A 12,725-nucleotide genomic window follows, 5' to 3' on the forward strand; every position below is an offset into this window, starting at 1 on the left:
GGCACTCGGATGAACGCTGCGCATCGGCAACGTGATTCCCGGATCCGATTCGACTGGGGATTGCAGGGTGCCGCGGCTGTTGCCGAGGGCGCGGATGTCGCGGTCGTGGTGGACGTGCTGTCGTTCACCACCACACTGTCCGTCGCAATCGACGCCGGCATCGAGGTCCTGCCGTACCGGTGGCGGGACGAGACCGCGGCGGACTATGCAACCGCACACGACGCTGTGCTCGCAGTGGGGCGGCGGGAGGCGATCTCCGGCGCAGTGAGCCTGTCGCCCGGAACGATCCGGTCCGCCCGCACTGTCGAGCGGTTGGTGCTGCCCTCCCCGAACGGGTCGTCGATCGCGTACGACCTGGATTCGCGGGCCGCGACGTGCCTCGGTGCGTCGCTTCGGAATTTCCATGCCGTAGCCGAGTGGATCGCCCGATATCGCCCGACCGCGGTGGTCGCCGTAGTGGCGGCGGGGGAGAAATGGCCCGATGGGTCGCTGCGCCCGGCCGTCGAAGACCTGTGGGGAGCGGGCGCGGTGATCGCCGAGTTGGTGGACACATTCGGTGCGGAGGCGTTGTCGCCTGAAGCCGAACACGCACGCTGCGCATGGGTCGCGGTCGCCGATCGAGTCGCCGGTGCCCTGCGCGACTGTGCTTCGGGCCGCGAGCTTGCCGCGGTCGGGTTCGCCGACGACGTCGCAGTCGCAGCCGAGGTTCGGGGCAGCGACTGCGTTCCGGCACTCGTCGACCACCGGTTCGTCGATGTCGATGCCGTTGAAACTACGTCCAGATGATTATGTCCAGATGATGGTGATGCCGTCGTGCACGGTGATGCTGTCGTGCACACGGACACGACCGAAGAACCGCTTTCCGATATCGGTACCGTCGCGGTTGTATTCGCCCATCAGGTCTGCGAGGGCCTGGGCGAGCGCGTGTAACGCCGGACTCGGGGTCTCGACGCCGTACTCCGGCACCCATCCCCAGTCCTGAGGGACGTTGCCGAGAGTGATGACGATCTCGGTATCGTTCCGAGTGGAGACGGTGTAGTCGATGTCGGCCGGCGCATCGGCGATCGGGTCGGATTCCGCGGGGAGGCAAGGCTGTCCCGGCGTCGACAGGACCGCTCGCGCCACAGCGATGTCCTCGCGGACCATCTCCGCGATGCGTGACAGATCCGCATGCCGGCCGACACGATGGTGCCGCTGGCCGTAGGTGCGGCCTCCGGCGTTTTGCGAAGGCCGTGACGCGGCGAAGACCCGCTCGAACATGCGCTGCGCCGCAGCGCGTTCGGCGTCTCCGGTGCGAGGATGGTCGATCAGTGCGCGCAGCCGTGAGAGCCGAGCGGCCGTGGTGCCTGCCATGTGCGCACGATACCGCGCACGGTGCCGATGCTCGACCGGGCACGCCACCACCTGTGTGGCCGGCGAGGTGCGTGTTGCGACAATGTCCGGCATGAGCAGGTCCCGCGGGGTGGAGGACGCCGACGACGTCCGATCGTGGTTCGTCGAACGATTCGCCGACTACTGGCAGACGGGTGGAGCATCGAGGATCGAGGGGCGCATCGCAGGTTATCTGCTCGTCGATGAATCGGGTGGGGTCAGCGCGGACGAACTTGCGCGTGCGCTCGGCACGAGCCGAGGTTCGGTCTCCACGTACACCCGCCGACTCGTCGCCCGCGGCTTCGTGCAGCGCGTCCGGCGGGCGGGGGAGCGTGCCCACTATTTCGTGATGGCAGACGACGTATGGGGCGGCTTCCTCGACATCGAGGAGGAGTACTTGCGTAGCCAACGGGCCCTCGCCGAGGAAGCGCTCGCGCGGGTGGACCCGGAATCGGCAGCGCACATACGCGTCGAGAACATGCGTGATTACATGGGCTGGCTGCTCGACAACCGGAAATTGAGTGCCGAATGGAAACGGTTCAAGACCGCACGCGACGACGAAAGAGGGTGAGGGGTGGACACTCGTCCGCCCTCACCCTCTCGGTGTGTCCTCGCCGCTTACCGGTCGAGCTTCGAGATCGCCTCGTCGATCATCGGAACATAACGGTCGAGGGCCCACGGCACCGTGAGCGGATTGATGATCGACGATCCGGTGACGAACGGCTGCTCGTCGGGTGCCACGATCGAACCCCGCGAGATCGCAGGGATCTGCTGGTAGACCGGCTGCGCCTCGATCTCGGCACGGTTCGCCGGATCGCTGTAGAACGTGAAGATCAGGTCCGAGTCTTCGAGCAGGTTCGCGTTCTCGAGGCCGATGACCGACGAGTCGGTGCCCTCGGTCTCCTCGAGGGTGTCGACAACCGGGTCGACGGTGAGCCCGAGTCCGCGGACCATCGCGACACGCTGCTCGTTCGCGAGGAACACGCCGAGGGTCGCGGGGCCGGTGTTGTAGATGTAGGAGAACGTGACGTCTTGGTACTCGGGATGCGCGGCGGCCGCATTCCTGAACGTGTCGTCGATCTCGGTGATGAGGTCGAGGGCCTTGTCGCGTTTGCCCATTGCGGTGCCGATCGTCTCGATCTGATCCTGCCAGGTGATGGTCCAGGGCAGTTCCGGGTAGGCGACGGTCGGTGCGATGCCGTCGAGCAAGTCGTACTGCTCTTGGGTGACTCCGGACCACGGAGCGAGGACCAGATCGGGCTCCAGCGCCGCGATCGCTTCTATATCGACCTCGGTTCCACCGGTGAACTGGGCCGGAAGTTCGTCGCCGCGCTCGGTGAGTTCTTCGTGGATCCACGGCAGATAGCCGGTCTCGTCGCTGCCCCACGCGTACTCTTCGATGCCCACCGGAACAGTGCCGAGCGCGATCACGGTCTCCGCGGATCCCATTCCGAGCGTGACGATGCGTTCGGGTTCCTCGGTGATCTCGGCGGTGCCGAGGGCATGCTCGATGGTCACCGGTTCGAAGTCTCCGGACGCGGCAGAGTCGGATCCGGTGTCGCCGCTCGAACATGCCCCGAGCAGAAGTGCGCCGGCCGCGACCATCGCGACGAGTTGGGGCCGGCGGAGGGCGCGGCCGAATCTGTGGTGCATGGATACCTTTCGACAGGGTCGGGCGAGGGGTCGCCCCAAACCGAACGGTCGGGTCAGCCTAGCCTTACCTAGCTACTGGATTCAAAATTTCTGAAACTTTCGGTGGTGGGCGCGTTTGCATCGACGTAGTCGCCTACGGTGGACCGGGCGGAAACGGGAGGTGCGGTGCACACGGAAGATCGGGTGTCGCGCGGAAACGCGCTGATGTGGCGGACACTGCGGCGACACCGCGGAAGTATGACCGTCGCCGTGGTGCTGTGTGGTCTGCATCAGTTGTTCGAGGCACTCGTCCCGGTCGCGATCGGGGCGATCGTCGCGAACGCGATCGCCCCGAGCGATCGGACCGCGATGGTGGCCTGGCTTGTCGCCCTCGCACTACTGTTCATCGCCCTGACCTATTCCTGGCGCCTCGGTGCACGTCTCGTCGTCGCAGCGATGGAGGGGGAAGGACACCGGCTCCGCGTCGAAGTCACCGACACCCTCCTGCGGCCACGCGGTGTCCGCACCGACATGCGTGCGGGTGAACTGCTTTCCGTCGCCACCTCGGACGCCGATCGCACGACCTGGATCCTCGACCTCGTCGCGCGGGCCGTCGCGAGCGCGGTCGCGGTGATCGCGACGGCGGTGATCCTGTTCGTGATCGATGTTCCGCTCGGGCTCGGCGTTCTCGTCGGAACGGCAGCGCTGTTGGCAGCACTGCACTTCGCGGCACCCGTCATTGCACACCGCACCGCCGAGCAACAGGCTCGCATCGGTACCGCGTCCGCCGTGGCGACAGATCTCGTCACCGGGCTGCGGCCGCTGCGCGGTGTCGGTGGTGAGGCCGCAGCAGGGGATCGATTTCGCGCCGTCAGTGCCGACGCCCTGACCGCCACGCTCAGCGCTGCGAAGGTCCGCTCGCTGTTCGCGGGTGTCTCGACCACCTCGAGCGCGTTGCTCGCCGTGGCGATCGCCGGGTGGGCGGGCTGGCTGGCACTCAGCGGCCGCATCGGTCTCGCCGAGGTCATCACGGTGGTGGGTCTTGCCCAATTCCTGATCGAACCACTCACTACTCTGGCTCGGGTTCCCGCCATCGTCGCGGCGTCACGAGGGTCGGCCGACCGCGTGGCGCGCGTCCTCGACAGCGCACCGCTGCTGGATCCCGGACGCGACGACGCGAGTCACCGCGACCAGGGTCCGGTCCTCGAACTGGCCGACCTCCGCTACCGGACACTCGACGGACTCGACCTCACCGTCGCGCGTGGCGAATTCGTCGGAATCGTGGCATACCGACCGGAAGACGCCGATGCGGTGTTCGCGCTGCTGTCGTCGCAGGTGCCTGCCGACGACTACAGCGGCTCGTTCACTGTCGGATCGGTGCGTGCCCGTGACCTTCCGATCGAGCTGGCTCGTACCCTGATCCTCGCCGAACCACACGACACCTTCCTGTTCGCGGGCACCCTGGGGTCCAACATCACCGCGGGGCGTGGTTCTGCTTCGTCGGCATATCTCGAACGCGTGCTCGACGCGTCCGCAGCCCGCGATGTCGTGGACCTGCATCCTGCCGGTCTCGATCACCCGGTCGGTGACGACGGCACCACCCTGTCCGGTGGTCAGCGGCAGCGCATCGCGTTGGCGCGCGCTCTCGTCGCGGATCCCCCGGTGCTCGTCCTGCACGACCCCACCACCGCCGTGGACTCGGTCACCGAACTGAACATCGCGGAGGGGCTCCTCGAACTCCGGCACGGAATCGACCCGCGCACCACGATCGTGCTCACCTCGAGCCCCGCCCTTCTTGCCGCCGCCGACCGCGTCATCGTGATCGACGACGGTCGCGTTGTGGCCACCGAGACCCACCACCGACTCGCCGAGACCGACGCGGTGTATCAGACGGTGGTCGTCCGATGACCGACCTGAACCCGGCCACAGAGCGTCAGCTGCTGCCGGTCGCCACCGCCCGCGAATCGTGGGCCTGGCTCGGCCGGGCGGTCCGCACGAGATCGGTCGTCGCTGCAGCCGGGGTCGTCACGGCAGCGCTGGGCGCCGCGGCCACCGTGCTACCCGTCTACATGTTCGGGGTCCTCATCGACCGCGTTCGTGAGTCGGCACCGATCACCGCGCTCGGCGGGATCGTCGCGGTCATCGCCGTCGCGGCGATAGCGGCGGGCGTGTTCACCGGACTTGCCGGATATTTCGTCGCGGTGCTGGGATCCACGGTGCTCGCCCGCCTCCGTGAAGCCGCCGTGGCGCGCACCCTGCGGTTACCGATGCGCACGGTCGAGCAGGCCGGTAAGGGCGACGTGCTCGCGCGGGTCGGCGATGACGTCGCCGTGATCGACAAGGCGGTGTCCGAGGCCGTCCCACCGGTGATCTCCGCGCTGCTTCTCGTCGCAGTGAGCCTGGCGACGATGGTCGGAATCGACTGGCGCCTGGGACTGGCCGGTGCGATTGCCGTGCCCATGTACACCCTGGCACTGCGTTGGTATCTGCCTCGGTCCGCGCCTCGATATGCCGCGCAGCGCGTCGCGATGGGGGCGCGATCGCAGGCACTGATCAGCAGCATCCAAGGGCACCGCACCGTACGGGCCTACGGCACGGAAGCCGTACACCGCGACCTCGTGGACCAGGCATCCGACCGCGCACGGCTGCTGGGTATCGACGTGTTCGGTATCTTCGCGCGGTTCGCGAGCCGTGGGAATCGCGCCGAGTACGTGAGCCTGGCATGCATCCTGGCCGCGGGATTCGTCCTCGTCGACAACGGGTCGGTCTCGGTCGGGCAGGTCACCGCCGCAGCACTGTTGTTCCACCAGTTGTTCAACCCCATCGGCGCGATCCTGTTCACCTTCGACGAAGTGCAATCGGCCGGCGCGAGCCTGGCGCGGCTCGTCGGTGTCGTGTCGATTCAGGACGAACCTCCGCCGGCGGAGGTTCGTCCGCCCACCGACTCCGGTTTGCGCCTGAGCGGCGTCCGACACGGCTACGACGGGCACGAGGTGCTCCACGGCATCGACCTGACGATCGCCCCCGGCGAGCGGATTGCCCTCGTCGGCCCGACCGGGTCGGGCAAGAGCACGCTGGCGTCGATCGCAGCCGGCAGCCTCACCCCGGATTCCGGCGAGGTGCTCCTGGGCGGCGTGCCGCTTGCCGAACTCACCGGCACGATCCGCGACCACCTCGTGATCGTGACCCAGGAGGTGCACACCTTCGCGGGCACACTGCGCGACGACCTGCGACTTGCCGCGCCGCACGCCGACGACCGGGCGGCCGAGTTCGCGCTTGCGTCGGTGGGTGCGACAGGCTGGATCCGTGCGCTACCCGCCGGCCTCGACACGGTAGTGGGTGAGGGTGGCCATCGGCTCACCGCCGCACAAGCACAGCAACTCGCGCTCGCGCGCGTCGTCCTCGCAGACCCCGCGGTCGTGATCCTCGACGAGGCGACCGCGGAAGCCGGAAGTGCCGGAGCCAGGGATCTCGAGGTGTCGGCGGCCTCGACGGTGGCCGGCCGGACCTCGCTGGTGGTGGCACACCGTCTCACACAGGCGATCACCGCGGACAGGATCGTCGTACTCGCGCACGGTCTCGTCTGCGAGTCGGGTACCCACGAGGAACTGATTGCTGCGGAAGGCCAGTACGCGCGGCTGTGGGCAACCTGGTCGGGAGGCAGTGTGCTGCGGGACGGTGCTCCCGAGGATGTCTGACGCAGGTCGGCCTGTCGATGCAACAGCTTAGTGACGCACCACAGGCAAGTTGCGAGATATTCATCACATTTGGTAGTGTTTCGTTATGCGTTACGCTGCCAGCTCGGCGTGACGGGGGAACAGGGGAACCTTCAGGCACTCGGATACCGCGATCGCGCATCTCGACGACGGTCGGGTCGGTCGAATCGCTCCGGGGGCGGAAACGGGGAGGGGATCATGGGCGAACATCGCGCCGAGACGGGGGACCGATCGTCACAGGGCCGAGCGCTGGCGATCCTCGTTCTGTCAGCGGCACTCATCATCGGAACGACGGTGGTCGTGGTCACCGGATCGGTCGTGGCGGGCGTTCTCTATGGCGCGCTCACCGGCGTCTGTGTCGTTGCGGCGCACCTGATGATCACTCCGGGGCCGGCCGCCGGACGGTTTCATGCCGTCGGTGAACGAGTCCGGAGACTGCGCCGATCGTATTTACGCCGATCGCATGTGGGTGGCGGCAAACACTCGGTCGCGTAGAGCCCAGGCGCGTCAGTCGCAGCGGCGTAGGGGAACTAGCGGGGCTCATGGAATCACTGTGACGCAGCAGAGTTCGGGCAGCGTCCACTGCCAAGGTTCCTGCTGGATCGGTGTGCACGCACGTCCTCGCCTACTCTCGTGAGCCATGAGCACTGGTGACGGGTCGCTGGCGATCGATTTCGGTACGTCCAACACTGCCGCGGCCGTGACCGACCGGCAGACGGGTATCCACACACTCTCGTTGACGCATCACGGCAGTCTCATGTCGTCGTCGGTTTTCGTCAGGTCGGTACCGGTTCGGTCGCTCGACGATCTCCTTGTCGGCGATGCCGCGGTCAATGCCGCCGAGTCGGATCCGGGAGCGTTCGTTCCCTCGCCGAAGCGGCTCGTGACCATGCCCACCGTGTCGGTCCATGGCACACCCGTGCCCCGCACAGCCCTGTTCGCGGCCGTGATCGGTAACGTCTACCACCGCGCCCTTCGTCACAACAACGGCATCCCGCCATCCCGTGTCGTGCTCACCCACCCCGAAGGATGGTCGGCGGACCTGATCGCCGTCCTCACAGACGCTGCCGCGCAGGTCGGTATCGATCCGTCCACCGTCGTGACGGTGTCCGAACCGCGGGCTGCCGCACATTTCTACTCCCGAAGCACACCTGTCCCGGCCGGATCGGCAATCGCCGTCTTCGACTTCGGCGGCGGTACCGCCGACGTGGCAATTCTGCGCAGCACCCCGGATGACGAATTCGAAGTCGTCACCGCTGTCGGCGACAACGGGCTCGGCGGTAAGAACTTCGACGCACTCGTTCGCGGCTGGGCGGAATCCCAACTGGCCGATCTCAACCCCGAACTCGCCGAGTACCTGCGCGGATCCGGCCCCGATCAATTGCAGGCGCGGCGGGCACTCGAGGAATCCGCACGGCGGGCCAAGGAAGTGTTGTCCGACGCGCCGTCCGCGACGGTGACAGCGGCAGGCGGTCCGTGGCGCGAGAACCTGCTGCTGACCCGCGACGAGTTCGAAGACCTCATCGCACCCCAGATCGAGCAAGCGGCAGCACTCGTCCGCACCGCCCTCACGCAGGGCCACGTGCCGCACGATCGGCTGCAGGCGATCTATCTCACCGGAGGGTCCTCACGGATTCCGCTGGTGCACAGTGCGCTCGGGCGAGTCGGCCCCGTTGCGACCCTCGACGACCCGAAGACCGTCGTCGTGCGGGGTGCGCTCATCGCCACCGGCCGCTCCGGACGACCCGCGGCCGCACCCACCGTGCCGGTGCGCGCACCCCGGTCACCGGACGCCCCGAACCGCGGCGGTGTATCCGCCCGAACACTGACGGTGCTCGGTGCGGTGGTGGCGGTGATCGCTGCCGCCATCGGTGTCGCGGTGTACTGGCCCGAGTCGGGCGCCGGTGAGAGCACCACGGCGAGCGGAGGCCCGGCGCCCTCCTCGAACGACGTGTTCACCGTCTCCGCGGGCGGGTGGTTCACCTGCGCGGATTCTCTCGGTGATGTCAGCTGCTGGGGACACAACGCCTCCGGTCAACTCGGAGACGGAACCGCCGACTCCCGATACTCACCCGTCCCGGTCTCGCTACCCGCACCCGCGGCCGCACTCGGAACGGGTCGTGAGCACACCTGCGCGGCCCTGGACGACGGCGAGACCTACTGCTGGGGCTACAACACGTTCGGTCAGCTCGGCACCGGCACCACCGACCCGAGCACCGAACCGGTGCGAATCGACATGTCCAGCCGCATCTCGGCGCTGAGTGCCGGCGAAGATCACACGTGCGCCCTCACCGAGGGTGGTGAAGGATACTGCTGGGGTCGCAACACCAACGGACAGATCGGCGAGGAAGGGACCGACCTGATCGAATCGCCCCACCGCATCGACCTGCCCACCATGAGCTCGCTGGCCGCGGGAGGTAACCACAGCTGCGCCTCGACCGTCGTCGGGGATGTCTTCTGCTGGGGCGCGAACACGTCCGGCCAACTCGGCCGCGGGTACACCAATGACTCCGATGTGGCGATCGCCGACCCACTGCAGGTGGCGCTCCCGGGCCCCGCTGACTTTGTCGTGGCAGGAAGCGGGCACACCTGCGCCGTCCTCGAGGACTCTCGGACATTCTGCTGGGGTGAGAACGGCTGGGGACAACTCGGGGACGGCACCCACGATTCGCACTCCGAACCAGTGCAGACCTCCCTGTCCGGCCGGGCCGTCGCCGTGTCTGCCTCAGTGCGGCACACCTGCGCCCTGACGGAGGACGGCGTCGTCTCCTGCTGGGGCACGGCGGACTGGGCGCAGCAGACAAGCGGGCCAGGCGGCACATCGACCGAACCGACCCCGGTGACGCTGCCGGCCGCGGCGACGACCATCACGACCGGTGCCGTCCACAGCTGTGCGACCACCGTCGACGACCAGGTGTTCTGCTGGGGAGAGAACGGAAACGGGGAACTCGGCAACGAATCGACGACGGCGAGTGCCGTACCGGTGCGAGTCCCTGTCTGATCATGAGTCGCGGTCGACGGTCCCGGACATCGTCACAGCGCCTGTTCAGTGGTGCCGAGCCGGCGGGCCCAGTCGAATTCTGCGTCGAGGAAGGCTTCACCGCCGGACGCGAAGGCATCGCGCAGCGTGGTGAACGCGGCGATGAACTGGTCGACGCGCTCCTTGGCCGATTCAGGTGTCCCTGCGCCCTTGCGGGCGAAACCGGCGGCGAGTTGTTTGGCGGACTCGAATTCGCCGAAGCCGTCAGCTCTGCTGAGGGTTTTCGCGATCTCGCCCGCCTCCTCGAGTTCGGCGAGTACGGTGTCGCAGATGGCGAGGATCTCCTCGATGACGTGTGGTTCGAGGCGGACGAATTCACTCACTGCGGCTTCTTTCCGGGGTTGTTGTCGATGAACGGTTCGAACAGCGCGACGGTGTCGTGCAGTCCGCCGCAGCGCTCGTCGTAGCCGAGAGTGCGGGTGTGGTCCGCGTGATACGACCGGTCGAAGATCACGATGCCGAAATCGGTCTGCAGCGTGATTGCGCAGGTGTTGTCCGGTTTCGGGTCGTATTCCAGTAGCGCGCGGCGACCGTTGACCGTGGTTTCACTGGCGATGTCGCCGACCTTGGCGAGTTCCTCGTCGATCGTGACGTTCCCGGCGAGGATGACGAGCCCGTAGGCACGGATCACCCCGGGGATCGCGACCGCTGCCCGATACCTGCACACCATGAAGGTGTAGTGCTCCATCAGGTAGTCGGCTACGTCCCTTGTGCGGGGGTCATAGCCCGCTTCGGCGAGGACGTCGTCGGGGAGGTCTAGGCAGGGGTCGAAGGTGATGTCGGGCCGGCCCGACTCGTCGGTGATGCGTGGGGCGCGGGTCGTCGGTGTTGTCGTGGTGTCTTCGGCGGCGACCACTGCGGTATCGCTCGCGGTGGTGCAGCCGCTCAGTGTGATGCCTGCGGTGATGAGTGCCGCTCCCACCCGTGCGGCACTGTGGCGACGTGGATACGTCATTGCCAAGGATCCCCCCGATCCGTCCGGTCGGGCAGATACTAACGCAGATCCGGGTACGGGCGTCGCGTAGGTGTCTGAAATGGCGGTTGACGTATCGAAATATTGGGCACCAGCCATCATTTCGGTCGTCGATAGCTCATGGTCGATGACGTGGAGGGCACACCGTCACGATCGACTTACGGTGGTCGTACTAGTCTCCTGACGCATGAGTGAAGACCGGTGGTGGCTCGCGATCGATTTCGGGACGTCGAACACAGCAGCCGCACACACCCGGGCAGGTGACGGTTCGATCCATCCGGTGTCGCTCACCCATCGGTCGAACCTGATGCCGTCAGCGGTGTTCGTAGGTGCCGCCGGGGAGATTCTCACCGGTGACGCCGCCCGGAACGTGGCGGACCATCACCCTGACAGGTTCGTTTCGGCGCCCAAACGCCTGATCTCGCAGCCGTTCATCCGAACCGGCGACGTAGATCTGGCGCCATCACAGATGATCGCGGCCGTGGTACGAGGTGTCGTCCGCCGGGCAGCGGCACTGCACAACGATGTGCGGCCCGAGCGTGTCGTGCTCACTCATCCCGAAGCGTGGTCGCAGAGCACCATTGCGGTGCTGGTGGACGCGGCGTCGCGGGCAGACATCGACCCGGCCACGATCATCACGGTGTCGGAGCCCCGCGCGGCGGCCTATTACTACACCCGCAGCGCACCGCTGCGGCCGGGGACTGCGGTCGCCGTATTCGACTTCGGCGGTGGCACCGCCGATGTCGCCGTACTGCGGATAGCGGACTCCGGAGCGTTCGACGTTGTGGCCGCGCGGGGCGACAACGCGCTCGGCGGCAAGAACTTCGACGCACTCATCCGGCGCTGGGCCCTCGACCATGTGGCCGACCGCGACCCCGCCCTGCGCGCCGAATTCGTCGACGGGTCGCCGGGCAGCATCGAAGCCGTCGCGGCGCTCGACGACACTGCTCGCGCCGCCAAGGAAGTGTTGTCGGAGACACCGTCGGCGACGGTCGTCGTCGCCGGAGCCGGATCCCGCACGACTCTGTCGCTGACCCGAACGGAATTCGACTCGCTGATCGCCCCGCAGGTCGAGTCGGCGGTGGACCTGGTCCGCGACACGCTCGCCGATGCCCGAATCGCGCCCGGTTCCCTGCAGGCGCTCTACCTGACCGGCGGATCCTCGCGGATTCCGGCTGTGCACCAAGCGTTGTCTCCGGTGGCGCGGGTCGCGACCCTCGACGACCCGAAGACCGTGGTGGCGCAGGGCGCACTGATCGCTGCACGGCACCTGTTCCCATCGGATCGAAACCTTGCGGTGTCCGCAGATCCGGAGACGGCCCCACACGCCCCGGGGCCGTCGTCCGGCCCTTCCGTGAGCAACAGTCGTCGCGGAGTGCTGACGGGCGCGGTGACCGCCCTCATCGCCGCCGGTGTCGTGGCCATGTGGATCAGTACGCGCGGCGATTCGGGCGATCCGCAGACGCTTGCCGGTGCACCCACCGGCGTCAGCACCGTGACGGTCGCCGCGGACGCCGCAACCACACCTGCCCACACGACGACAGCGGTGACGACGATCAGTGCTACACCCACGACCAGCGCTACACCCACGACCAGCGCCGCACCCGCGACGGCACAGACCCCCGGTGCGACATCGCCACGGGGACTGGTGACGGTCGCGAATGCGGATGCGCAGGGGTTCGTCGACGAGATGGGCCCCCGATGCAACGCCGACAACGAGGCCGTCGGTGTCGCGCGCACTGCAGACTCGCGCATCGTCGTGTGCCGGACCGGCGTCGACCGCCTCTACTACAAGGGCATCAGGGTCATGAGCGGATCCGGCATCGAGATCGACGACCCGGTCGCGACCGCCGACGGATTCCAGGCCACCAACAGCGGAGTGACCTACCGGTTCGATGACGATGCCCTGCTCATCACCGAAGGCGGAACGGAACTCGCGCGAGAACCCATGCTCGAATTCTGGTCGATCTACAACTGAACGGAGCGGCCGGGT

At 67.3% G+C, this 12,725-nt stretch carries 11 protein-coding genes; 7 read left to right on the forward strand and 4 right to left on the reverse strand.

The features are described from left to right. Positions 1 to 9 precede the first annotated feature (9 nt). Complete coding sequence (locus ACZI8W_RS20155; protein WP_463370384.1) at positions 10 to 786, forward strand: 2-phosphosulfolactate phosphatase; 777 nt, start codon at positions 10 to 12, stop codon at positions 784 to 786. Here ACZI8W_RS20155 and ACZI8W_RS20160 read toward each other — a convergent pair whose 3' ends face one another. Beyond that, a complete protein-coding gene (locus tag ACZI8W_RS20160; RefSeq protein WP_463370285.1) occupies positions 787 to 1,353 on the reverse strand; it encodes a hypothetical protein in 567 nt (188 codons plus the stop codon). Positions 1,354 to 1,435: 82 nt separating this feature from the next. On the opposite strand from ACZI8W_RS20160, the gene ACZI8W_RS20165 reads away from it, so the two are divergent. Continuing rightward, positions 1,436 to 1,942, forward strand: a complete 507-nt coding sequence (locus ACZI8W_RS20165; protein WP_463370286.1) for a GbsR/MarR family transcriptional regulator — start codon at positions 1,436 to 1,438, stop codon at positions 1,940 to 1,942. Positions 1,943 to 1,989: 47 nt separating this feature from the next. On the opposite strand, the gene ACZI8W_RS20170 is transcribed toward ACZI8W_RS20165, so the two are convergent. Next, on the reverse strand, positions 1,990 to 3,024 hold the full coding sequence (locus ACZI8W_RS20170; RefSeq protein WP_463370287.1) for an iron-siderophore ABC transporter substrate-binding protein: 1,035 nt from the start codon (positions 3,022 to 3,024) through the stop codon (positions 1,990 to 1,992). 204 nt (positions 3,025 to 3,228) lie between these two features. Between ACZI8W_RS20170 and ACZI8W_RS20175 the strand changes: the two genes are divergently transcribed. The 4 genes from ACZI8W_RS20175 (at position 3,229) to ACZI8W_RS20190 (ending at position 9,720) form a co-directional block, all read left to right on the forward strand. Further along, positions 3,229 to 4,911, forward strand: a complete 1,683-nt coding sequence (locus ACZI8W_RS20175) for an ABC transporter ATP-binding protein (RefSeq protein ID WP_463370385.1) — start codon at positions 3,229 to 3,231, stop codon at positions 4,909 to 4,911. Continuing rightward, positions 4,908 to 6,701, forward strand: a complete 1,794-nt coding sequence (locus ACZI8W_RS20180; RefSeq protein WP_463370288.1) for an ABC transporter ATP-binding protein — start codon at positions 4,908 to 4,910, stop codon at positions 6,699 to 6,701. The genes ACZI8W_RS20175 and ACZI8W_RS20180 overlap by 4 nt, the downstream gene beginning before the upstream one ends. A gap of 216 nt (positions 6,702 to 6,917) precedes the next feature. Next, positions 6,918 to 7,214 (forward strand): hypothetical protein, encoded by a 297-nt coding sequence (locus ACZI8W_RS20185; protein ID WP_463370289.1) that lies wholly within the window; start codon positions 6,918 to 6,920, stop codon positions 7,212 to 7,214. A gap of 145 nt (positions 7,215 to 7,359) precedes the next feature. Beyond that, entirely contained in the window at positions 7,360 to 9,720 is a 2,361-nt protein-coding gene (locus ACZI8W_RS20190) for an RCC1 domain-containing protein (RefSeq protein WP_463370290.1), read from the forward strand. A gap of 32 nt (positions 9,721 to 9,752) precedes the next feature. Here the strand turns inward: ACZI8W_RS20190 and ACZI8W_RS20195 are convergent, their stop codons facing one another. Together ACZI8W_RS20195 and ACZI8W_RS20200 are read right to left on the reverse strand one after the other, a co-directional pair. Then, positions 9,753 to 10,082: a hypothetical protein gene (locus tag ACZI8W_RS20195; protein ID WP_463370291.1), complete on the reverse strand. Its 330-nt coding sequence runs from the start codon at positions 10,080 to 10,082 to the stop codon at positions 9,753 to 9,755. Further along, positions 10,079 to 10,714 carry a DUF3558 domain-containing protein gene (locus ACZI8W_RS20200; protein WP_463370292.1) on the reverse strand — a complete coding sequence of 212 codons (636 nt, stop codon included), beginning with the start codon at positions 10,712 to 10,714 and terminating at the stop codon, positions 10,079 to 10,081. The genes ACZI8W_RS20195 and ACZI8W_RS20200 overlap by 4 nt, the downstream gene beginning before the upstream one ends. A 205-nt stretch (positions 10,715 to 10,919) precedes the next feature. On the opposite strand from ACZI8W_RS20200, the gene ACZI8W_RS20205 reads away from it, so the two are divergent. Next, on the forward strand, positions 10,920 to 12,710 hold the full coding sequence (locus ACZI8W_RS20205; protein WP_463370293.1) for an Hsp70 family protein: 1,791 nt from the start codon (positions 10,920 to 10,922) through the stop codon (positions 12,708 to 12,710). Positions 12,711 to 12,725 lie beyond the last annotated feature (15 nt).

The sequence above is a fragment of the Rhodococcus ruitaii genome (assembly GCF_055230935.1).

Excerpts from the sequence above, each read along its gene's own strand:
- ACZI8W_RS20165 (WP_463370286.1), top strand. The coding sequence starts at position 1,436 with ATGTCCGGCATGAGCAGGTCCCGCGGGGTGGAGGACGCCGACGACGTC.
- ACZI8W_RS20160 (WP_463370285.1), bottom strand. The coding sequence starts at position 1,353 with ATGGCAGGCACCACGGCCGCTCGGCTCTCACGGCTGCGCGCACTGATC.
- ACZI8W_RS20155 (WP_463370384.1), top strand. The coding sequence starts at position 10 with ATGAACGCTGCGCATCGGCAACGTGATTCCCGGATCCGATTCGACTGG.
- ACZI8W_RS20170 (WP_463370287.1), bottom strand. The coding sequence starts at position 3,024 with ATGCACCACAGATTCGGCCGCGCCCTCCGCCGGCCCCAACTCGTCGCG.
- ACZI8W_RS20180 (WP_463370288.1), top strand. The coding sequence starts at position 4,908 with ATGACCGACCTGAACCCGGCCACAGAGCGTCAGCTGCTGCCGGTCGCC.
- ACZI8W_RS20175 (WP_463370385.1), top strand. The coding sequence starts at position 3,229 with ATGTGGCGGACACTGCGGCGACACCGCGGAAGTATGACCGTCGCCGTG.
- ACZI8W_RS20190 (WP_463370290.1), top strand. The coding sequence starts at position 7,360 with ATGAGCACTGGTGACGGGTCGCTGGCGATCGATTTCGGTACGTCCAAC.
- ACZI8W_RS20200 (WP_463370292.1), bottom strand. The coding sequence starts at position 10,714 with ATGACGTATCCACGTCGCCACAGTGCCGCACGGGTGGGAGCGGCACTC.
- ACZI8W_RS20185 (WP_463370289.1), top strand. The coding sequence starts at position 6,918 with ATGGGCGAACATCGCGCCGAGACGGGGGACCGATCGTCACAGGGCCGA.
- ACZI8W_RS20205 (WP_463370293.1), top strand. The coding sequence starts at position 10,920 with ATGAGTGAAGACCGGTGGTGGCTCGCGATCGATTTCGGGACGTCGAAC.